The following is a 20,569-nucleotide window of genomic DNA, read 5'->3' as shown; positions in this document are numbered from 1 at the left end:
AGCTTGAGCGCCGCGAGGGCGGTCTCGATGGTCCCGTTGCCGGTGATGACGATGAACTCCGGAGGCAGCGGTTCCTCGCGCGCGAGTCGCAGCACCTCGAGCCCATCGATTTCGGGCATGACCACGTCCACCAGAATCACATCGAAGGGCTCGGTGCGCAGCAGCTCGAGCGCCGATCGGCCATCGCGCACGACCCGCACGGCGAATCCGCGCGCGGTCATGAACTGTTCGAGGATTGCGCCCAGGTGGGCCTCGTCCTCAGCGATGAGCACGCGAATGGGGCTGCCGCTGTCGGCGCCCGCTGCCCCTGCCGGTGTGTGGCTCATGTGGGCTCCGACACCGCGATGGCCGCCGCTGCCCGTTCACCGGTGGGGAGGGTGACCCGGAAATTGGCCCCCTGTCCCTCAGCGGACACCAGTTCGAGCAGGCCGTTGTGCTCGCCCACGATACCGTAGCAGATGGCCAGCCCCAGCCCCGTTCCCTGCCCTGGCGGCTTGGTGGTAAAGAACGGCTCGAACACCTTGGCTTGCAGCGCCCGCGGAATGCCCGGGCCTTCGTCTTCCACCTCGAGCACGGCATTCCCCGGGAGTTCGAGCCGAGTCCGAATGATGACCCGCCCCTGCTCGGGTGACGCATCGAGGGCGTTCATGGCGAGGGCGATGAGCACCTGCACCAGCTGATCCTGATCGCCTTCGACGAGGAGCGGGCCGGCCGATTCCAGCTCCATCACCACCTTGACCCGCTTGAACCGGGGATGGTGCTGCAGGAGGAAGAGCCCCTGCTGCACGACGGCGTTCAGATCGAAGGTCTCGCGGCCCAGCGACTTGGGGCGCGAGAAATCGAGCAGCCCGTTGATGATCTTCTTGCAGCGCTGCACCTCGAGGTCGATGATGCGCAGCAATTCGGTGGGTGGCGTGGCGGTGCCCAGGTCGGCCTGCAGGCCGATGGATTCCGCACAGGCGGCAATGGTAGCCAGCGGGTTGTTGATCTCGTGCATGACCCCGGCAGCCAGCTGGCCAAGGGCGGCCAGCTTCTCGGCCTGGGCCGACCGGTCGAGCGCTGCCCGCCAGTCGGTGATATCCTCGCCGATGGTGATGACGTGCGTGACGGCCTCGCCGCCCAGGCGCATGGGGATCTTCGACAAGCGAAAGGTCCGCGTCTCGCCGAACGCGTTGCTCTCCATCTGAAACTGCTGCAGGCGCCCGGACGCGAAGACCTCGTCGAACTCCTTCTTGAGGAGTGTCGCCGGCTGCCGGTGCAGCACCTCAAAGATGGAGCGCCCCACGGCATCGGCGCGCGCGACGCCCTGCAGGCCGGTCTCCCGTTTGTGGTTCCAGGCGGTAATGCGGTAGTGGCGGTCGATCACATAAAGACCGACCGGCAAAGAATCCACAATACACTCGATGAAGGCGCGCTGCTCGGCCAGCTCACGCACGCGTTCCGTCACTTCGCGTTCGAGATCGTGCAGGTACGCATCCCGATTGATCGCCACGGCGATGAGGTGCGCCACCTGCTCGAGCAGCGCGTGGTGCCCATCGTCGAGGTGCTCCTCACGGTGAACCAACAGGCTGCCCACCGCGAGCTGTCCAGCCTCCACCATGCGTGTGTACACGGGGAGGGCCGGTGTGTCCGTGTCCGCATCAGCGGGCCAGACGAGTGTCGGCACCTCCGTTTCCACGAACTCCAGCGCGACACGGTGCGCCCGCAGGTCGCGGCCAAGCCGGTCGAGCAAGACGGGCAAGCCCCGCCCCGAGTCGCCGGCGCGCGCGAGGGCGGCGACGTACTCGGCCAGCGGAGCCACGGACGCGTTGGGCATCGGGAAGGAAAGGGGGCGAGGAGACAGAATCCGAGCGCGCGCGGCACGAACCACCGCGCGCACCCGCAGCCATCCGCAAGCTAGATGTGCCCCCGTGTTCGGACAAGCTGACCGAAACAGCCGCCCCCGAGGACGTCCGGCTCAGTCGCCCGTCCGACCCACGCGGCGACCATGCCGCGACGTCAGCCAGTCACAGATTTAATGGCCGCAAAGATTTCCTCATTCTCACGACGGAGCCCGGGGTGCTCCTCCACGTGCGCCCAGCGAATGACGCCGGCCTTGTCGATCAGGAAGTACGCCCGGTTTGCGATGGTGCCGCTTTTCCACAGTGCCCCGAACTGCCGCGCCACAGTGCCATCGATGTCTGACAGCAGCTGCGTCCGAAGCCCCTGTGCATCTCGAAACTGCTCGAGCTTATCCATGCTATCCATAGAAATGCCAAGTACTTCTACTTCAGCGACCGAGAAGCGATCAAAGTCCTCACCGAAGGCGCACATTTCGATAGTGCAGACGGGTGTACCGGCGGCGGGGAAGAAGGCCAGCAGGACGTGCTTGCTGTTTCGATAGCCCGACAGGGTGACCGAACCGCCGGCGGTACCGGGGAGCGAGAAGTCCGGCGCGTCGGTTCCGGCCGTGAGCGGAGCGGGAATGGCGATATCCATGTGGGAAACTTTTTTGTGAGATGATGGGGGGCCACTATGGACCCGAACTCATGTGGAAAAGCTGGAGTGTCACAAACGCGCTGTAGGGGAGCCCCCTGTGGATTTCCTCGGGTCCGCGTCACAGCTTGAAGAGGAGACTAATCTGCCACTTTCGACACTCCTCGTCGCCGCCATGCCGGAACCACACCCGCTCCCCACGCCAACGGACGCGACACCCGCGCCCGCGCGTCTTCGCGTGCTGCTGGTGGACAACGATCCGCACGAGGCGGAGCGTTCCGAAGCCGGGCTCCGGGCCAGACTCGGTGACGGTATCGCACTCTTTCGCGTGGCGAGTCTGGGGCTCGCCATTCGGGCGCTGCAGGAGTCGTCGTTCGACAGCGTGCTGCTCGAACTGGATCTGGCCGACGCCACCGGCCTCGCCACCTTGGCCGGCATACGGGGCGCCGCACCGCAGGTGGCGGTGATCGTGTATACGCGATCGCTGGACGACGCCCTCGGACTTCGCGCCCTGCGCGCCGGTGCCCACGAGTGCCACGACAAGCGGGAGACGTCGCCGGAGGCATTGGCTCGCCTGCTCGCCTTTGCGGCAGAGCGGCAGCGGCGCATCGCGGGGCTCGAGGCGGCGCGCGTGGACGCCGCGCACCGCGCCACCCATGACCCGCTCACCGGTCTGACCAACCGCGCCCTCTTTCACGATCAGTTGGAGCGGGCCCTCGCGTATGGCAGTCGCTACCAGCGCAAGACCGGGCTGCTGTTCGTCGACCTGGATGGCTTCAAGGGCATCAACGACACCCAAGGGCACGCGGTTGGTGACGTCCTGCTCAAGGCCGTGGCGGCGCGGCTCGTGGAGTGCGTGCGCCGGTCCGACGCGGTGGCCCGGCTGGGCGGCGACGAGTTCGTGATCCTGCTCCCCGAGGTCACGAGCCGCCGCGACGTCGCGTTCGTGAAGGAAACCATCCTCGCCTCCCTGCGCGAACCCATCGCGCTTCCAACGGGCGATCCGCTCGTGATGGAAGCCAGCATCGGCAGCGCCATGTCGCCGCTCGACGGCACGACCGCTCAGGACCTGCTCGACGCCGCCGACGCCGACATGTACCGCGAGAAGTATCAGCGACGACGCGATCGTCAGCTCACGCCCGCGCTAGGCACGCTGGTCATTCCCGGGGAGTTCGAGCCCCGAGGAGCGTCCGATTCCGTGTCGCACCGGCGCGAAGCGCGCCTGCGCGCCGCCGTCTCGCGTGGTGAATTCGAGGTGTTCTACCAGCCGGTGATGGATGTCGTGGCCGACCGGGTGGTGGGCGCCGAAGCGTTGCTCCGGTGGCGTGCCCCCGATCGCGGCCTGCTCTCCCCGGCGGGATTTCTCGATCTGGCGGAGGACACCGGTCTGATCGTGCCGATCGGTGAGCAGGTACTGCGCGAGGCCTGCCGTGCCGTGATGACGTGGCGGGCGGGCGGGGTGGAACCCGACGTCGGCGTGGCGGTGAACCTGTCGGCCGTGCAGCTGCGTGAGCACGGCTTCGAACGCCGGGTCGCCCAGATTCTCGCTGAAACGGGGTGCCCGCCGCAGGCGCTCACCCTCGAACTCACCGAGAACAGTACGGTCGTCGACGGTGAAACCGCGATCGAAACGCTGCGAGCCCTCAAGGGGTTGGGGGTGCGGCTGGTCGTGGACGACTTCGGCGTGGGGCACGCGAGCCTCACCTTCCTGCGCGAGGCTCCAGTGGACGGGATCAAGATCGACCGTCGCTTCGTCACGCAGATGCTGGTGGACCAGCGCGACGAAGCCATCGTGTCGAGCATGGTGCGCCTGGCCCGCGGTCTCGGCCTCGATGTTATCGCCGAGGGCGTGGAGAATGGCGAACAGGCGCAGCGGCTGGCGCGCCTGCAGTGCGTCGCCCAGCAGGGGCGGCACTTCAGCGAAGCGGTTCCGCTTAACGTGATGACGGGCCGGCTCATCGACCGGCGCCGAGGGGAGGCGCGCGGCGCCTGACTTCAGCCCGGAGATGAAGGGGCCGACACTCACGGTCATGCACCGTTTGTCGATGCCCTCCGACCCTGATCAGGACCTCGGTCCTGGTGATGTCGTCCAGTTCGAATTCGCCGGCGCCCTCGTGCGCGGGCGGGTTCGGCGTGTCGACGAAAAAGCCCACCCGGCGTCGCCGTTCGGCCTGCCCTTTCTCGTGCAGGTGGTCGAGGCCGATCCGGCCAGCGGGTACGCGGCCGGCCGCGAGTACACGGTGCGTGCGGCGAGCCTCGTGCTGGTGGGTGATCCGGCGCCTCGCGCCCCCCGCCCCGTGCGCGCGCCGCGGGCCCCCGCTGCTCCGTCGATGCCCCGTTTCCTCGTGGGCTACCTGCGCGAGGGGGGGCAGTTCCCGGTGCAGGGCTCCATTCTCGTGCAGGCTACCACGCTGGACGCGGCCAACGCGCTCGCCAACACGGCGCTGCAGGAAGAGCTCACGAAGGACATCGCCGAGGGGCGCGAAAGCGAGGGGGCCAGCGTGATGCTGGTGAACGCGGCGGAAGTGCCGCCATCGCAGCCCCCCGCCGCCGCGGTGCTCGCGCAGGTCAGCTGGTAACAGGTCAGCTGGTAACAGGTCAGCTGGTAGCGGGACGGCTACGCGCGACGCTGGGTCAGCGGACGTTGGCCAGCGCCGCCGACGCGACACGCGCGGTTTCCGCCAGCACCGCCGCCCCCACGAACAGACAGCCGTCGGCCGCAAAGAAGCGTGGCGTATGCGCGGGCGTGGGGTCGCCGCCGGGTTCACGCGCCCCGACCCGGAGAAAGGCACCCGGGATGCGCTCCATGTAGAAGGCGAAGTCCTCGCCGCCCATGTTGGTGATGCCCAGCGGCACGACCGCCTCGGGGGAGAGCACGCTGGCGGCCGCCTGCCGTGCCCAAAGCGCCTGCTGCTCAGGGTTCACGATGGGGGGCGTTCCGAGCTCGATGTGCACCTCGGCGGTGAGATCGTGCGCGAGCGCGATGCCCTGAGCGACGCGCCGGAGTTCGTCGGCGAGCAGGGCGCGCGTGACGGGATCGGTGGCGCGGAGCGTGCCCCCAATGGTGGCGCGTTCGGGGATGACGTTCGACGCGGTGCCGGCGTTCATGGTGGCCACCGTGAGTACGGCCGGTACGGACGGATTGACCCGCCGCGACACGATGCCCTGAAGCGCGGCAATGAGCAGCCCGGCCCCGAGCACCGGGTCGGCCGACTCATGGGGCCGCGCGCCGTGCGCCCCGCGTCCATGCAGCACGACCGTGAAGCTGTCGGCGGCGGCGGCGAGCGACCCGGCCTGCGCGACCACCTGCCCCACCGGAAAGCGCCGGTCGACGTGCGCGCCAAAGATGGCGGCCACTTCGTCGAGCGCTCCCGACTGCAGCACGGCGGCGGCGCCTTCACCGATCTCCTCGGCGGGCTGCAGCACCACGAGCACGTCGCCAGCGGCGGGGTTCTCGGCCAGCAGATACGCGGCGCCCACCGCCCACGAGGCATGCACATCGTGGCCACAGGCGTGCATCACGCCGGCGTTGACCGACGCATAGGGGAGCCCGGTGGCTTCCTGAATGGGCAGCGCATCGATGTCGCCGCGCACGGCGACCACCGGCGCGTTGCGGTCATGTCCGGCGATGCGCGCGACCAGCCCCGTACCCGCGACGCGCGTGATGTTGACCGGATTCGCGGCCGCCAGCGCGCGCTCCAGCGTGGCGCAGGTGCGCTCTTCGGCGAACGCCAACTCGGGGTGCTGGTGCAAGTCGCGCCGCAGGTCGAGCAGTGCGGTACGGTGCGCCTCGCTGAATTGCTGCCACACGGTGTCGGGCACACCAGCGGGTTCGGACAACGGCGTCATCGCGGCGGTTCGGCTGAAGGTCGACGAGCGCCCGGGCCACGCAGTACGTGCCCCGGCGTGGCTCCGGTATGGCGACCGTTCTCGATAACGATCACCCCATTCACCAGAACATGCTCGATGCCGCTGGGGAGGTCCATGGGTTTCTCGTACGTAGCGCGATCGTCGAGCGTCTCGAGATCGAAAATGGTGACATCGGCCCAGGCTCCTTCGCGAATGACGCCGCGGTCGGCGAGGCGCATACGGGTGGCCGGCCACGAGGTCATCTTGCGGATGGCTTCCTCCACCGAAAGTACCTTGCGATCGCGCGCATAACGCGACACGACACGCACCGCGTTGCCGAATGCGCGCGGATGCGGAAGGCCCGTGGCATCGGGGACACCGACTTCCACAACGGCTCCGGCATCACTGCCGATGCTCGTCCACGGAAAGCGCAGCGCCGTCTCGATGTCCTGTTCGGACATCATGTGGTACACGGCCATGACGCGGCCGTTGCCCTGCGCCACGAGATCCCACGCGGCATCGGCTGGATCCTTCCCCGTTTCTTTCGCGATCTGAGCGATGGCCTTGGTGTGGAAGCGCGCGTTGTCCGGATTTTGCGCGTTCACGAGCACCACGCCGCCCCAGCCGCCGGCGGCTTCGACGATGTTCCACCAGCCCGGCGAGCCGGTGCGCAGTTCGCGCTTGAGCCGCGTCCGCACGGTGCTGTCGGCCAGACGCGCGCGCAACGAGTCACGCCCCCCTTCGTGCGCCCAGCTGGGGATGGTGGCTTCGAGCCCGGTGCCGCCGGCGGTATACACGTACACATCAGCCGCCACGTCCACGTTGCGCGCACGGGCGGCATCGACGGCGCGCCGCACCGAATCCATGAGCACCCCCCAGCCGGGCTGATGTGCAACCTTGAGGTGGAAGATCTCCACCGGCATGCCGGCCCGTTCGCCGATGGCGATGGCTTCCTTCACGGCATCCACGACCTCGGCGCCTTCCCCACGAATGTGGCTCGCGTACACCCCGCCGTACTTCGCCGCGACCTTCGCCACTTCCACGAGTTCGTCCGTCGTGGCGTAGCTGGACGGCGGATAGATGAGGGCCGTGGTCATGCCCATGGCGCCCGCCTGCATAGCGGTGTCCATGATGGCACGCATGCGCGTGAGTTCATCGGCGTTGGGCGCGCGCGCCGACTGGCCAAGCACGGCGACACGGGCCTGCGTCTCGCTGAAATACGTGCCGAAATTGATGCTGATCCCCTGCTGCTCGAGGCGCGCGAAATACTCGGGAATCCGCGCCGCCGGCACCGGCGTGCCGCCTTCGCCGCCGATGGCCGTGGTCACGCCCATACGGAGCTTGTTCTCCGCGCGTCCGCTGCGGGGGAGCACACTCCCCGACTGGTCCATCATGTCGATCCAGCCGGGGGACACGTACTTGCCGCGCGCGTCGATCTCCCGGCGCCCCTGCTCCGCGACCTTGCCGATGCGGACGAAACGGCCATTGCGGATGGCCACGTCGGCCAGGATCCATGGGTTGCCGGACCCATCGAGGACGCGGCCGTTCCGGATGACCACATCGAAGATGCTGTCGGCCGGATTGCCCTGCGCGATCATTGCCAGTGGCGCGCACCACAGCATTGCGCCCGCAACGAGCGCGCGCGAATGGAACCGCGAGAGGAAGCGACGCATGACCATCAGACTGTCCAGATATCGGTGAGCACGCGCTTGAAGTTCCCGCCGAGGATGCCTTCGATGTTGGCGTCACTGTACTTGCGCCGGATGAGCCCTTCGGTGAGATCGAACATGCGCTTGGGGTGATCGATCCCTTCGATGTCGATTTTCTCGCGGAAGCCGTAGCTGCCCTTGTAGCCGGCGCGCAGTTGCTTGTTGAGCTCGGGGGGCATGTCGTCGTAGCCGTGCAGGTCGATGTCACTGCCCACCCCCAGATGCTCGGGGCCGATGCGCTTGGCCACGTAGTCGAAGTGGTCCAGCGCGGTTTCGATGGTGGTGGGCTCCTTGTCGCTCACGAACATGCGCACGCCGGTGATGCCCATGACGCTCCCGCTCTTCTTCACGGCGAGGATGGCCTCGTCGGCCTTGTCGCGCGGATGGCCGTTGGCGAGCGCGCGCACGTTGGAGTGTGTGATGAGAACGGGCTTTTGGGAGAGTTCGAAGGCATCGAGGGTGGTGCGATCACCACAGTGCGACACGTCGACCGCCATGCCGACCTTGTTCATGCGCTCGATGATGGCGACGCCGAAATCGCTGATCCCCTCGTCACGCCGCTCGGTGGAGCCGTTGCCGATGAGATTGCGGCTGTTGTAGGTGAGCTGTGAGACGCGCTGTCCGAGCGCATGGAAGAGGTTCACATCGTTGGGCGTGCGGAAGTGCTCGGAATTCTGGAGCCCGAGGATGACCGCGATCTTTCCGGAGCTCTTGATGCGGGCGAAGTCGCCGGCGCTATCGACGCGCATGAGTCGCGTATCGTTGCCGGCGATGAACGAGTTCCAACTGGCGAACCAGCGCAGCGCCGTCTCGAACGGCGTGATGCCGCCGAGCCCAATGGCCGGATGGAACACGTTGATGCCGGAGTCGAGGAACTCCTGGAATGTGGCGTCGGAAAACGTTTCGGCGTTCACCTCCCACTTGGCCTGCTTGTTGAAATCGAGGGTGAACGGAGCGAGCATGTCGATCACCAGCGACCGCTGCACGAGGCCGATGGCGCGCGCCGAGTACTCGGGCGTGCCCTGCCCGAACAGCTGGAAGCGGCCGAGGTTGATCATGGGGGCAGCCATGCTGGCGAGCCCTGCCGCCGCGGTCTGCTTGAGCAGCGTGCGACGCGAAACGAACGACGAGTCGGTCATGGTGAGGTGCCTGTTCAGCGGGCGGTGGGAAGTTTGGCGAACGACATACCGAGCAGCTGCAACGCGGCAATATGCCCCACACCATCGGGGCGGAAGGTGACAATGCCATCGCCATTCCGGCGATCCTCCCACCGCGCACGGAACGTCTCGTATTCCCAGTGGGACAAGGGGCCTGCGAACGCATTGCCGAACTTGAGGCGCAGCGCGTCGCCCTGCTGCGAGACGATCACATCGCCATAGGTGGCGTGCCGGTAGTTGCCCGCATACTCCGCGAGCGGCAGCGACGGCCGCGTGTTGAGCGCGCGTCGTGCGTCGGCGGCCTTTTGCCCGGCCACCGCGCGGTCGTGTTGCGCATCGAATATGGCGAGCAGATCGGCGCTCCAGTTGCGCTTGGCGACGCCCGCCGCTCCGCCCAGCCGATCGAACACCTCGTACATGATGGCGTGGCGCAGCTCCACGTGATCGGCGTTGGCCAGCACGTACACCCCGAGTCTCCTGTCCGGGATGAGGCCGATGATGGCGCTCATGCCGTCGATGCTCCCGGTGTGCATGGCCACCGCCTGCCCGTTGTAATCCTGCAGGAACCAGCCGAGCCCGTAGAGAAAGAAATGCGGCTGGGCGAGCGTGAGCGCCGGATACGTGTTGCGATCGGCGATAGCCTGCGGCGAGAGCCACTCCCGGAACATCGTTTCGCTCACGAGACGCTTGCCCCCCACGCGCCCGCTGTCGAGGACGAAGCGCATCCAGTGCGCCATGTCGTTGACGCTCGACCAGACGGACCCGGCCGGCGCCACGGGATCGACCGTGCGGTTGAGAATGACGCGCATGGTGTCATCCACGACGCCGTGCGGCGACGCCACGTTGGCCTGTCCCTCGATCTTGGCGAGGCGTGTGACGGTGTGCGTCATCCCGAGGGGCGCGAAGATGCGTTGCTCGAGAAATGCATCCCAGGTCATGCCGGACACCGCGCGCACCACGTCACCGGCGAGGGCGTACATGATGTTCTGGTAGATCCAGCCGCCGCGGAATGAATACGACAGTGGCAGGGTGCCCACGCGCCGGAATATTTCGTCGGCGGTGTAGTCGGCGCCGACCCAGAGCATGTCGGCATTGCCGAGCCCCGCGCGGTGTGTGAGCAGATCGCGCACCGTGAGTTCACGCGTGACGTAGGGGTCGGCGAGGCGGAACGCCGGGAGATAGTCGATGACCGGGGCATCGAGTTGCACCTTGCCGTCGTCCACCAGCATGCCGAGCGCCAGTGCCGTCATGGCCTTGGTCGTAGAGCCGATGGCAAAGCGCGTGTCGGCGTCGACCGGCGTGGGCTTGCCGAGCTCGCGCAGCCCGTAGCCTTTGGCCAGCAGTACGCTGTCATTACGTACGACCGATACGGCGAGGCCGACGGCCTTCCAGTCCTTTACGGCCTTGGTGATGTCCGCGTCGAGGCCGGCGACGATGGCTGCGGTGTTGGCTGCCTGTGCACCGGCTGGGAGAGCGGTTACCATGGCGACCAGCGCGGTGGCGAGGACGAGCGGGAAACACCGGGGAGAAGCTCGCATGGTGGGGATCGGCGTTTGTATACAAAACTGGGAACCAACACTGCGCCAACGTACGCCCCGGCACCATGCCCAGCAAGCACGACGGCCGAGACGGGACCCTACCAGCTCCCCAGTTCGCCGCGCGCGCCGATCACCCGTGACAATCGGCTGGCCGCGTTGCGCCAGTTGCTCTCCACCGCGCGCTGGGCGGACTGCGCGGCGCCCTCATCGATCGCCCCGTTGATGACCTCATGCTCAGCGGCCGAGGTGGCGATCTCGTCCAACAGGGAGTTCACGTACAGCCGGGCATACCGCTCCGCCTGTGGCTTGATCGACTCGTGCAGTGCCAGCAGGCGGGTCCCCGCCCCCGCTTCCACATAGGCACGGTGGAATGCCATGTCGAGGTCGAAGAGAATCGCCGGGTCGGCAGGCGACGTGCGCCCAGCCGCCGCAAAGGCGGCATTCAATTCCCGCAGATGTACGACGAGTGATCGACGCTCGGCCTCCGGTCGCTCGGCCGCGGCGCGGGCCGCCAATCCTTCCAGCTGTCCCACGATCTGAAAGAGCTCCATGGCGTCGCTCTGGGTCAGCGGCGCGACGATCAGTCGCTTCTCTTTCAACCGATCGACACTGGAGACATAGCCCTCCTGCTGCAGCCGATGCAGCGCACTCCGGATGGGCGTACGGCTCAGGCCCAGGCGGGTGGCGATATCGCTTTCGATGATGCGGCTGCCAGGGGCGAGGCGGCCGTGGACGATAAGCTCCCGGAGCTGATCGTAGGCACGCCCCACGCTCTCGCCACGCCCGGACGCGACGTCTTCAGGCGTGGTGGCAGGGACAGTCTTGGTGCGAGGCATTTCGAAAAGTAATCGCCATGCCGCGCATCAACGACGTCCCGGCATGCGCCTACCCGGGGGACGCCGCGAGGCTCCGGTCACGGAACGATCGGGGTGGCGTTCACGACCGACATCTGGATATACGAGGAGAGGCCGGGCGAACGGAACACACGCTGTGTCGCGGCGCGGAAGTCGGAGGCCTTCGCGTCGAAGATGTTGGGCACGAAGGTCTGCGGATTGCGATCGATGAGCGGGAACCACGAGCTCTGCACCTGCACGCGGATGCGGTGTCCCTTCTTGAAGCGGTAGTTCTGCGTGTGGAGGTTCACGTTGAACTCGGTGGTCTTGTTCGGCACGATGGCTTCGGGCTTTTCGTAGCTGTTACGGAAGCGACCACGCAACACGTCGTTGGCCACCATGAACTGAAAGCCCGGGAGTTTGGCGTCGCTCTCCGGATAGACATCGATGAGCTTCACCACCCAGTCGGCGTCCGATCCCGAGGTGGCGGCAAACAGCTTCGTCGCGACCTCCCCGGCGATGGTGATGTCTTCCGTGAGGACCGGCGTCTCCCACGCCACCACGTCGGGACGATCCTGCACGAAGCGCTGATCGTCGGCCAACCATTGCGACCAGGTCGAGCCGGGGCCGAACGTGGGGAGGATGGGGCGCGGGCGATACGGCACGGGCTTGTTCGGATCGGCCACGTACTCATCGAAGGGCTTGGGGTCGCCGGCCTTGGGAGGATCGAAGCCCATCTTGCCCTGCGGCTGAAAGTAGAGGCGCTTCGAGGTGACGTTGCGCTTGGGCGGCCACGCGTCGTGGGTGCGCCACTCGTTGGCACCGGCTTCGAAGGTGGTGGCCTCCGCCAGCGACAGCGTGCCCTTGTCCTTCAACCAGTAGGCGAACCACGGCGCCTCGATCGTACGCCGGAACCACGGCGCCGTGGCGCTGCCGAAGTCGATGCTTCCCAGTGTCTGACCGGACTTACCGCGCCAGCCGCCATGATTCCACGGGCCGACCACGAGATAGTTGAGCCCCTTCGTGTCGTGCTGCTCGAGCGCGCGGTAGATGGTGAGCGGGCCGTAGAAATCTTCCTGATCCCACCAGCCACCCACGTTGAGCGTGGGCACATTCACGCGGTCGAGATACCGGGCGACCGCTTCGCGCTGCCAGAAGGCGTCGAAGTTGGGATGCTGAACGAAGTTGTTCCAGGTGGGACGTTGACCTTTGAAGTGCAGACGGTCGATGTTCGACAGCGGCCCACTTTCGAGATGCCAACTGTAGTTGTCCGCCTTGTCGAACTGGAAGCGCTGCACGTCCTTGCCGCTCTCCATCATGGCCACGTACTCGAACCCGTACGCCAGCCGGAACGCGCCATTGTGATGGAAGTCATCACCGATGAACATGGACGCGGGTGACGCCTGCGGGGACACGGCCTTGAGCGCGGGATGCGGATCGAGCATGGCCATGACGGTGAGCCAGCCCGGGTACGACACCCCGAGTTGCCCCACGCGCCCGTTGTTGTTCGGGATGTTCTGCAGCAGCCATTCGATGGTGTCGTACGTGTCGGTACTTTCGTCGATCGCCTTGGTGTCACGCTTGTCGCGTGGCGGGCGCAGCATGACGAACTCGCCCTCGGACGTGAACCGACCGCGGATGTCCTGAAAGACGAAGATGTAGCCTTCGTCAGCGAGTTCGGCGTACGAGGTGACGAAGTTGCCCTGTGCGCCGGCGATCCCGTACGGGGTTCGCGTAAGGATGAACGGCAGGGGCCCGCGCTGCGTACGCGGCGTGAACACCAGCGTGTGCAGCTTCACGCCGTCGCGCATGGGGATCATCACCTCGCGTCGTTCGAGCGACGCGACGCGTGCGCTGTCGGCGGCCGAGAGCGTCTGCGCGGTGAGTGCCGCGGGAGCGACGCCCAGGGCGCCCCCGAGCGATACCGCCAGGACGGCTGCGACCGCGCGCTGCCGAACCGCCGTCAGGGTGAATACAGACATAGCCGGTGGTGAACGGGTGAAGGCGCGGTACGTTTGGTGGAGCGCGTAGGCGCCTCGGCATCGCCGGGCACGTGCGCGTCTTTTCGTGCACTATATTGTATACAGTGTTCCGCCAAGCTAGGTTTCCCCTACCGGTTCGGCAAGAGCACTGGCCTGTTACCGCCCCTTTCCAGTCCCATCGAACCACCCCATGTCGACTATCGAGATTCAGCCCAGCCCTGTCGTGCTGCCGGCGATATCCGAAGACGGTGTCATCTGCCGTCGGGTTGCCACGCTCGAGGAGTATCAGGAGTGCACGGTGGTGCAGGAGGAGATCTGGGGCCCCGGCTTTCTCGAGGTGGTGCCCCCCGCCATCCTGATGATCTCCCAGAAGATGGGTGGCGTGTGCGCCGCGGCCTTCTCGCCGACCGGGCGCATGCTGGGCTTCGTGTTCGGCATGACCGGCGTGCGGCACGGTGTCGTGGCGCACTGGTCGGACATGCTCGCGGTGCGCCCCGAAGCGCGTGGGTTGGGCATTGGTGAGCGGCTCAAGCAACATCAGCGCGACCTCTGCCTGTCCGTAGGCGTGCGCACGATGTATTGGACGTTCGATCCGCTGGTGTCACGCAACGCGCACCTCAACCTGATGCGGCTGGGCGCCCGCGCGTCGGAGTACGTGGTGAACATGTACGGCACCAACACCGGGAGCCCGCTGCATGGCGCGCTCGAAACCGACCGGTGGATCGCGGCGTGGGATCTGACTGGCGCGGTCGCCGCCACTCCGGTGGTGCACGCCGATGGCGTGTTCGTGGTGCGCCCCAACGACGACGGTACCACCCCGATGGCGATGCCTCTCTCGGAGGCGAGCGTGGTGCGCGTGGCGGTACCCGTGGATCACGAGCAACTCGACCTGACGCAGCGCGCGCACTGGCGAGCGGCCACGCGGCGCGCGTTGCTGCACTATCTCGATGCAGGCTACGCGGTCACGGCCTTCCAGCGGGCCACGGCCGACGCGCCGCCGTTTTACCAGCTCGAGCGGGCATAACCACTCGGCTTTGAGCTGCGACCCGGTCCAACGGGTCAGGCCCTTCCCCTCCCCACCTCTTCCCGTTCCGCGATGAAGCTCGAACAGATCACCCTGCGCGAAATCCGTCTGCCGCTGCGCGAGCCGTTCCGCATCTCCTCCGGCACGGTCTCCGAGCGACGTATCACGCTGGTGGAGCTGCGCGATACGGACGGCGTAGTGGCCTGGAGCGAAGGCGTGGCGCCGGAAGAGCCGAACTATCGCGAGGAGGCGATCGACACCGCGTGGTTGGCCATCAGTCAGTGGGTGGCACCGCGCCTGCTGCAGCGCGACTTCGCGCACCCGCGCGATGTGTATCCCGTGCTCGAGCAGGACTTCCGCGGCAACTTCATGGCGAAGGCCGCCGTGGAGATGGGGATGTGGGTACTGGAGGCCACGCGCCAGGGCATTCCGCTCGCGCAGCTGCTCGGCGGCACGCGCCGCGAAATCGCCACGGGGATCTCGCTCGGCATTCAGTCCTCCCCCGAGGCGCTGGTGGAGAAGGCGCGCGCGTCGGTGGCGCAGGGCTATCGCAAGGTGAAGATCAAGATCGCCCCCGGTCAGGACGTGGCGTACGTTCGCGCCGTGCGCGAGGCACTCGGCCCGGACGCGCCGCTCATGGCCGACGCGAACAACGCGTATCAGCTCGCCGATGCGGCGGTGTTGGCCCAGCTCGACGAACTCGAGCTCATGATGATCGAGCAGCCGCTCGCGTGGGACGACATCGTGCAGCATGCGTCGTTGCAGAAGCAGCTCAAGACGCCGCTCTGTCTCGACGAATCCATCACCTCGGTAGACAGTGCGCGCAGCATGGTCACGCTCGACGCCGGCCGCATCATCAACATCAAGCCGGGGCGCGTGGGCGGCTTTACGAGCTCGCTCGCGATTCACGACTTCTGCCAGGCGAACAACATCCCCGTGTGGTGCGGCGGTATGCTGGAGAGCGGCATCGGCCGCGCGTGCAATGTGGCGCTGGCGTCGCTCCCCAACTTCACCAAGCCGGGCGATCTGTCGCCGAGTTCGCGCTACTGGGCGCGGGATATCGTGACGCCCGAGTGGACGATGACCGCCGACGGCATGGTGCCGGTGCCGCTCGACAAGCCGGGGCTTGGCGTGGAGCTCGATCTGGAGCGCATCGAAAGCCTCACGGTCCGCAAGGCGGTCCTGCGCTGAGCGGCGGCGGGACGGCTACGGCGTCTCGCTCCTGGTGCCGGTGACCGGATACACCAACTGCTTGAGGTATCCCTCCGGCACCGGGTGCCCCTCGATGCCGTAGCCGGAGGGCCACTGCCCTGCCGGGCCGTAGTAGGTGCCGAAGAGTTTATCGATCCAGGGGAAGTGCACCGCGAAATTGCGATCGATGGCTTCGCGTTCGATGGCGTGATGCCAGTGGTGGAAGCGAGGCGTGACGACGAGCGCTTCCACCCAGCGCGGGAAGCGCCACGACACGTTGGCGTGAATGAACACCGCGTGCACCGAGACGAACACGAGATACGCGTAGAGCGGCCCCGTGTCGAAGCCGAGCACGAAGAGCGGCACGAAGGTGAGACCGCGCGTGAGCACCACGTCGACCACGTGGAGGCGTGATCCGGCGAGCCAGTCCATGCTGGTGGCCGAGTGGTGTACGGCGTGGAAGGGCCACAGCCACGTGGTCTTGTGGAAGAAGCGATGCACCGTGTACTCGGTGAGATCGGCCACGATGGCGCACTCGAGGAACTGCAGCGCGGCCGGCTGTGACTGCACGGCTGCTTGCACGGCGGGATGCACGGCCCACCCGAAGAGCACGCGGGCCGGCATGAGGGTGAGCAGCGTGGACATCTGCACGAGCAGGTGACTCACGAAGAAGTACACGCCGTCGGTGGTCCATTGTGGGCGGAACACCGATTGGGCGCGCAGCGGCCAGAGGCGTTCGAGCGGCACGAAGAGCACCGCAAGCAGCAGGATGTTGAGGAGGAACCAGTCGAGCCCGAGGTACACCGGCACCGTGGGTACGGCGCCCTCAACCGGGATATTGCCGCCGCCCGCGAGACCGGCGGCGAGGGCCATGGCGATGCCGGTGAGGCCGAGCACCTTGCGGGTGCGGAGGAGGGCGCTGAGGAGCCCGAGGAGGAAGCCGAGTCCGATGACCAGTTGGAGGATGGTGCGCACGGCCGGCATGGGGAGCAGCGCGCGAACGTCGGGGCTGGTGAGGAGCGCGGGCCAGTAGAAGCAGGCGACGGCGCCGAGCGCGAGGGTCCCGAGGAAGACGGAGGCGGTGCCGCTCAGCCAACCGGAACCGACGCGGGTGGGCTCGTGGTCGTCGAAGGCGCGGGCGACGATGTCGTCGAGGGACATGTCGGGAAAGATACGGTGGTTGCGGGAGCCCAGTGGTCTCGGAGATCGTGGCCGCAACGCAAAACCGCGACAGCCTGTAGGGCCGTCGCGGTTTTGATGAGTTCTAAGTGGAGCGTATCGGGATCGAACCGATGACCCCCTGCTTGCAAAGCAGGTGCTCTCCCAGCTGAGCTAACGCCCCGAGGCCGCTGTATCGCAGCCAAGGTATTGTATCGCCGACGGCTGCCGTACGGCAGGGGGCGGTTGCCCCACAGCTGACAGGGTCTCCCCGACGGCGCGCTCACGTCCCTGAGGGCATGGTGGATATGTCCATCTGAATCGGGGATTGGTAATGCGACTGAAAAACAAAGTGGCCGTCATCACCGGCGCGGCATCGGGCATGGGGCGCGCCATGGCGGAGCTGTTCGCGCGCGAGGGCGCCGTGGTGGTGGCGGGCGACGTACACGCCGCTCGGCTGGCCGAGCTGTCGGCGGTGCTGGCGCCGGGTGGGTACGCCCTCCACACCGTGGTGGGCGACATCGGCGAGCGCGCCGACGCCGAGGCGCTCGTGCGCGCGGCGCTCGACCGGCACGGGCGTATTGATGTGCTCGTGAATAACGCGGGGATCATGGACCACATGGCCGGCGTGGGCGAACTCACCGACGACGTGTGGCGCCGCGTGATGCGCGTGAACGTGGACGGGCCGATGTACACGAGCCGGGTAGCCGTGCCGGCGATGCTGGCCCAGGGACACGGCGCGATCATCAACGTGGCGAGCATCGCCTCGCTGAGCGGTGGCGCGGCCGGCGCGGCGTACACCACTTCCAAGCACGCGCTACTCGGGCTCACGCGCAGCACGGCGTGGATGTACGCGCAGCGCGGTATCCGCTGTAACGTGATCTGCCCCGGCGCCACGAAGACGAACATCGCCGAGAGCATGCCCGCCGATGAGCTCGACCCGGTGGGCGCGGCGCGCGCCGGCCAGTTCGCTACGCTCATTCCGGCCTGGCTCGAAGCGAGCGACATCGCGGAGCTCGCGCTGTTCCTGGCCAGCGATGCGGCGCGCTACATCAACGGCGCCGTTATCACCGCCGACGGTGGATGGATGGCGCTATGACCGCCCCGCTCTCCGGCTGGTTCGACGACTTCTCGCGCAACGACCTCGCGCTGGTAGGCGGCAAGAACGCCTCGCTGGGCGAGATGCGGCGGCACCTCCTGTCACTCGGCATTGCTGTGCCCGACGGCTTCGCGCTCACCACCGCGGCGTATCGCCTGTTTCTCGCGCACAACCATCTCGACGCGGTCATCGCGCGCGAGCTGCAGCGGCTGCACGATGGCGCGCCGCTGGCCGAGGTGGGCGCCGCGATTCGGCAGGCCATGGTGGCGGGGGCGCTTCCCGACGCGCTCGCCGCCGACGTGCGCGAACGCTACGTGCAGTTGGGCACGCGTGCGGGGAAAGCCGACCCGCCGGTAGCGGTGCGCAGTTCGGCCACAGCGGAAGACTTGCCGGACGCGAGCTTCGCGGGGCAACAGGAGTCGTATCTCAATGTGGTGGGCGTGCAGGCACTACTGGCCAGCGTGCCGCGTTGTTTTGCGTCGCTGTATACCGACCGGGCCATTGCCTATCGGCAGCACCACGGCATCGCGCACGAAACGGTGGCGCTGTCAGTGGGCGTGCAGCAGATGGTGCGCAGCGACGTGGGCGCCGCGGGCGTGGCGTTCACGCTCGATACGGAAACAGGGTTCCGTTCGCTCGTGATGCTCACCGGTGCGTGGGGGCTGGGGGAGAACGTGGTGAAGGGCGTGGTGAACCCCGACGAGTGGCGGGTGTTCAAGCCGCTGCTGGCCGATGCGTCGCTCACACCCATCCTCGACGCGACCACGGGGCTCAAGCAGCAGAAGATGGTGCTCTCCCCCGCGGGCTCCCCGATGAACGTGGACACCACGCCAGACGAACGGGCGCGGCGTTGCCTCAGCGACGACGAGGTGCTGACGATCGCGCGCTGGTGCGTGCGTATCGAAGCGCACTACGGCTGTCCGATGGACGTGGAGTGGGCCAAGGACGGCCTCGATGGGGCGCTGTACATCGTGCAGGCGCGGCCGGAGACGGTGCGGTCGCGCGAGCAGACCGGCAGCGTGAGCACGTTCACCCTCGAGGGGACGGGGCCGGTGCTCGTGCGCGGCGTAGCGGTGGGGAGCCGCATCGCGACTGGGCGCGCGATCGCACTGCGGAGCATGGCCGAGGCGGATCGATTCGAGGATGGCGCCGTGCTGGTAGCGAAGCAGACCGACCCCGATTGGGTGCCGGTGATGAAGCGCGCGTCGGCGGTGGTGACGGACAGCGGCGGGCGCACGAGCCATGCGGCCATCGTGAGCCGTGAGCTGGGCATTGCCGCCATCGTGGGCGCCACGGGCGCGTCGGACGTACTCGATGGGCACCAGGTGACCGTGAGCTGCGCGGAGGGGCCCATGGGCACGGTGTACGACGGCGTGCTTCCCTACCGCGAGGATACGCTCGATCTCACCGCGATGCCGACGACGCGCACGGCGATCATGCTCAACGTGGCCGACCCGGCGATGGCGATGCGCTGGTGGCGCCTGCCGGTGCGTGGTATCGGGTTGGCGCGTATCGAGTTCGTGATCGAGCACATGGCGAAGGCGCATCCCATGGCGCTGCTGCATCCAGAGCGGCTGTCGGACGACGACCGCCGCGCGATTGCGACGCTCACGCAGGGGTACGCCTCGCCGGCCGAGTTCTTCGTGGATCGACTGGCGGCCGGCATTGCGCAGATCGCGGCGTCGCAGTGGCCGGAGCCGGTGATCGTGCGCTTCAGCGACTTCAAGACCAACGAGTACGCGGGGCTGCTGGGCGGGCGCGAGTTCGAACCGCACGAGGAGAACCCGATGATCGGGTTCCGCGGCGCCTCACGGTATTACGACGAGCGCTATCGCGAAGGATTCGGCCTGGAGTGTCGCGCCATCCGGCGGGTGCGCGAGGTGATCGGGCTCCGCAACGTGGTGGTGATGATTCCGTTCTGCCGCACGCTGGACGAGGCCGACAAGGTGCTGGCGGAGATGCGCGGGCACGGACTGGTACGTGGCGAGGCTGGGCTCGAGGTGTACGTGATGGCGGAGATCCCGAGCAACGTGCTGCTGGCGCGCGAGTTCGGCGCGCGGTTCGACGGGTTCAGCATTGGCAGCAACGACCTCACGCAGCTCACGCTTGGCGTGGACCGGGACAACGCCCTGCTCGCCTCGCTCTTCGACGAGCGAAATCCGGCGGTGCTGCGGTCGATCGAGCGCCTGATTGCCGACGCGCACGCGGTGGGGTGCAAGGTGGGGATCTGCGGGCAGGCGCCGAGCGATCACCCGGAGTTCGCGGAGTTCTTGGTGCGCGCGGGTATCGACTCGATTTCGCTCAACCCCGACAGCGTGGTGCCGGTGCTGCAGCGCGTTGCCGCGCTTGAGGGGAGCACAAAGTCCTGAGCGGCAGGGACGCCGGAAACGGTACCGGAAACGACGAAGGGCGGCCCCTGATCGGGACCGCCCTTTTTCGTGCGTGCACCAGTGCGCGGCTTACTCGTGCGCGGGCAGCGGTTCCATGGTCTTCGGGTCCACGGGGACCTGCACTTCGTCCTTGCACGGCGTGGTCATCATGAACACGCGCATCT

Annotated in this window: 16 protein-coding genes and 1 tRNA gene; 6 read left to right on the top strand and 11 right to left on the bottom strand. The window is 67.2% G+C overall.

Annotated features, from left to right (window positions below; genetic code table 11):
• From ACIQ6O_RS03175 to ACIQ6O_RS03165, 3 genes are all read right to left on the bottom strand, one after another.
• On the bottom strand, window positions 1-326 hold a 326-nt coding region (locus ACIQ6O_RS03175), incomplete at its 3' end, for a response regulator (RefSeq protein WP_396206325.1).
• Window positions 323-1,816 (bottom strand): sensor histidine kinase, encoded by a 1,494-nt coding sequence (locus ACIQ6O_RS03170; RefSeq protein ID WP_396206324.1) that lies wholly within the window; start codon window positions 1,814-1,816, stop codon window positions 323-325. The genes ACIQ6O_RS03170 and ACIQ6O_RS03175, both read right to left, overlap by 4 nt.
• 182 nt (window positions 1,817-1,998) lie before the next feature.
• The gene (locus ACIQ6O_RS03165) at window positions 1,999-2,478 is read right to left on the bottom strand and encodes a redoxin domain-containing protein (RefSeq protein WP_396206323.1); all 480 of its coding nucleotides are present in this window, start codon (window positions 2,476-2,478) and stop codon (window positions 1,999-2,001) included.
• 172 nt (window positions 2,479-2,650) lie between these two features.
• On the opposite strand from ACIQ6O_RS03165, the gene ACIQ6O_RS03160 reads away from it, so the two are divergent.
• Both ACIQ6O_RS03160 and ACIQ6O_RS03155 read left to right on the top strand, forming a co-directional pair.
• On the top strand, window positions 2,651-4,468 hold the full coding sequence (locus ACIQ6O_RS03160; protein WP_396206322.1) for a putative bifunctional diguanylate cyclase/phosphodiesterase: 1,818 nt from the start codon (window positions 2,651-2,653) through the stop codon (window positions 4,466-4,468).
• A 52-nt stretch (window positions 4,469-4,520) separates the two neighbouring features.
• A complete protein-coding gene (locus ACIQ6O_RS03155) occupies window positions 4,521-5,054 on the top strand; it encodes a hypothetical protein (RefSeq protein ID WP_396206321.1) in 534 nt (177 codons plus the stop codon).
• 55 nt (window positions 5,055-5,109) lie between these two features.
• Here the strand turns inward: ACIQ6O_RS03155 and ACIQ6O_RS03150 are convergent, their stop codons facing one another.
• From ACIQ6O_RS03150 to ACIQ6O_RS03125, 6 genes are all read right to left on the bottom strand, one after another.
• Window positions 5,110-6,324, bottom strand: coding sequence for a M20 family metallopeptidase (locus ACIQ6O_RS03150; protein ID WP_396206320.1), 1,215 nt, complete (start codon window positions 6,322-6,324; stop codon window positions 5,110-5,112).
• Window positions 6,321-7,997, bottom strand: a complete 1,677-nt coding sequence (locus ACIQ6O_RS03145; protein ID WP_396206319.1) for an amidohydrolase family protein — start codon at window positions 7,995-7,997, stop codon at window positions 6,321-6,323. The genes ACIQ6O_RS03150 and ACIQ6O_RS03145 overlap by 4 nt, the downstream gene beginning before the upstream one ends.
• A 5-nt stretch (window positions 7,998-8,002) precedes the next feature.
• Window positions 8,003-9,172 (bottom strand): dipeptidase, encoded by a 1,170-nt coding sequence (locus ACIQ6O_RS03140; protein ID WP_396206318.1) that lies wholly within the window; start codon window positions 9,170-9,172, stop codon window positions 8,003-8,005.
• 14 nt (window positions 9,173-9,186) lie between these two features.
• Window positions 9,187-10,728, bottom strand: coding sequence for a serine hydrolase (locus ACIQ6O_RS03135; protein WP_396206317.1), 1,542 nt, complete (start codon window positions 10,726-10,728; stop codon window positions 9,187-9,189).
• Window positions 10,729-10,826: 98 nt separating this feature from the next.
• On the bottom strand, window positions 10,827-11,564 hold the full coding sequence (locus ACIQ6O_RS03130) for a GntR family transcriptional regulator (protein WP_396206316.1): 738 nt from the start codon (window positions 11,562-11,564) through the stop codon (window positions 10,827-10,829).
• A 77-nt stretch (window positions 11,565-11,641) separates the two neighbouring features.
• Window positions 11,642-13,543: a CocE/NonD family hydrolase gene (locus tag ACIQ6O_RS03125; protein WP_396206315.1), complete on the bottom strand. Its 1,902-nt coding sequence runs from the start codon at window positions 13,541-13,543 to the stop codon at window positions 11,642-11,644.
• A gap of 190 nt (window positions 13,544-13,733) precedes the next feature.
• On the opposite strand from ACIQ6O_RS03125, the gene ACIQ6O_RS03120 reads away from it, so the two are divergent.
• Both ACIQ6O_RS03120 and menC read left to right on the top strand, forming a co-directional pair.
• Window positions 13,734-14,567 carry a hypothetical protein gene (locus ACIQ6O_RS03120; protein WP_396206314.1) on the top strand — a complete coding sequence of 278 codons (834 nt, stop codon included), beginning with the start codon at window positions 13,734-13,736 and terminating at the stop codon, window positions 14,565-14,567.
• A gap of 72 nt (window positions 14,568-14,639) precedes the next feature.
• A complete protein-coding gene (gene menC / locus ACIQ6O_RS03115) occupies window positions 14,640-15,758 on the top strand; it encodes an o-succinylbenzoate synthase (protein ID WP_396206313.1) in 1,119 nt (372 codons plus the stop codon).
• Between the two features lie 15 nt (window positions 15,759-15,773).
• Here menC and ACIQ6O_RS03110 read toward each other — a convergent pair whose 3' ends face one another.
• Both ACIQ6O_RS03110 and ACIQ6O_RS03105 read right to left on the bottom strand, forming a co-directional pair.
• Window positions 15,774-16,919 (bottom strand): sterol desaturase family protein, encoded by a 1,146-nt coding sequence (locus tag ACIQ6O_RS03110; protein WP_396206312.1) that lies wholly within the window; start codon window positions 16,917-16,919, stop codon window positions 15,774-15,776.
• A gap of 108 nt (window positions 16,920-17,027) precedes the next feature.
• Window positions 17,028-17,100, bottom strand: a tRNA-Ala gene (locus ACIQ6O_RS03105).
• Window positions 17,101-17,250: 150 nt separating this feature from the next.
• Here ACIQ6O_RS03105 and ACIQ6O_RS03100 point away from each other — a divergent pair.
• The gene (locus ACIQ6O_RS03100; protein ID WP_396206311.1) at window positions 17,251-18,015 is read left to right on the top strand and encodes an SDR family oxidoreductase; all 765 of its coding nucleotides are present in this window, start codon (window positions 17,251-17,253) and stop codon (window positions 18,013-18,015) included.
• The gene (gene ppsA / locus ACIQ6O_RS03095; protein WP_396206310.1) at window positions 18,012-20,384 is read left to right on the top strand and encodes a phosphoenolpyruvate synthase; all 2,373 of its coding nucleotides are present in this window, start codon (window positions 18,012-18,014) and stop codon (window positions 20,382-20,384) included. The genes ACIQ6O_RS03100 and ppsA overlap by 4 nt, the downstream gene beginning before the upstream one ends.
• Window positions 20,385-20,569 lie beyond the last annotated feature (185 nt).

The sequence above is a fragment of the Gemmatimonas sp. genome (assembly GCF_044345575.1).
Classification (GTDB): domain Bacteria; phylum Gemmatimonadota; class Gemmatimonadetes; order Gemmatimonadales; family Gemmatimonadaceae; genus Gemmatimonas.
This window is presented reverse-complemented; position numbering and strand designations above follow the sequence as displayed.

Coding starts and splice junctions, on each gene's coding strand:
- ACIQ6O_RS03170 (WP_396206324.1), bottom strand. CDS start 1,816: ATGCCCAACGCGTCCGTGGCTCCGCTGGCCGAGTACGTCGCCGCCCTC.
- ACIQ6O_RS03165 (WP_396206323.1), bottom strand. CDS start 2,478: ATGGATATCGCCATTCCCGCTCCGCTCACGGCCGGAACCGACGCGCCG.
- ACIQ6O_RS03160 (WP_396206322.1), top strand. CDS start 2,651: ATGCCGGAACCACACCCGCTCCCCACGCCAACGGACGCGACACCCGCG.
- ACIQ6O_RS03155 (WP_396206321.1), top strand. CDS start 4,521: ATGCCCTCCGACCCTGATCAGGACCTCGGTCCTGGTGATGTCGTCCAG.
- ACIQ6O_RS03150 (WP_396206320.1), bottom strand. CDS start 6,324: ATGACGCCGTTGTCCGAACCCGCTGGTGTGCCCGACACCGTGTGGCAG.
- ACIQ6O_RS03145 (WP_396206319.1), bottom strand. CDS start 7,997: ATGCGTCGCTTCCTCTCGCGGTTCCATTCGCGCGCGCTCGTTGCGGGC.
- ACIQ6O_RS03140 (WP_396206318.1), bottom strand. CDS start 9,172: ATGACCGACTCGTCGTTCGTTTCGCGTCGCACGCTGCTCAAGCAGACC.
- ACIQ6O_RS03135 (WP_396206317.1), bottom strand. CDS start 10,728: ATGCGAGCTTCTCCCCGGTGTTTCCCGCTCGTCCTCGCCACCGCGCTG.
- ACIQ6O_RS03130 (WP_396206316.1), bottom strand. CDS start 11,564: ATGCCTCGCACCAAGACTGTCCCTGCCACCACGCCTGAAGACGTCGCG.
- ACIQ6O_RS03125 (WP_396206315.1), bottom strand. CDS start 13,543: ATGTCTGTATTCACCCTGACGGCGGTTCGGCAGCGCGCGGTCGCAGCC.
- ACIQ6O_RS03120 (WP_396206314.1), top strand. CDS start 13,734: ATGTCGACTATCGAGATTCAGCCCAGCCCTGTCGTGCTGCCGGCGATA.
- menC (WP_396206313.1), top strand. CDS start 14,640: ATGAAGCTCGAACAGATCACCCTGCGCGAAATCCGTCTGCCGCTGCGC.
- ACIQ6O_RS03110 (WP_396206312.1), bottom strand. CDS start 16,919: ATGTCCCTCGACGACATCGTCGCCCGCGCCTTCGACGACCACGAGCCC.
- ACIQ6O_RS03100 (WP_396206311.1), top strand. CDS start 17,251: ATGCGACTGAAAAACAAAGTGGCCGTCATCACCGGCGCGGCATCGGGC.
- ppsA (WP_396206310.1), top strand. CDS start 18,012: ATGACCGCCCCGCTCTCCGGCTGGTTCGACGACTTCTCGCGCAACGAC.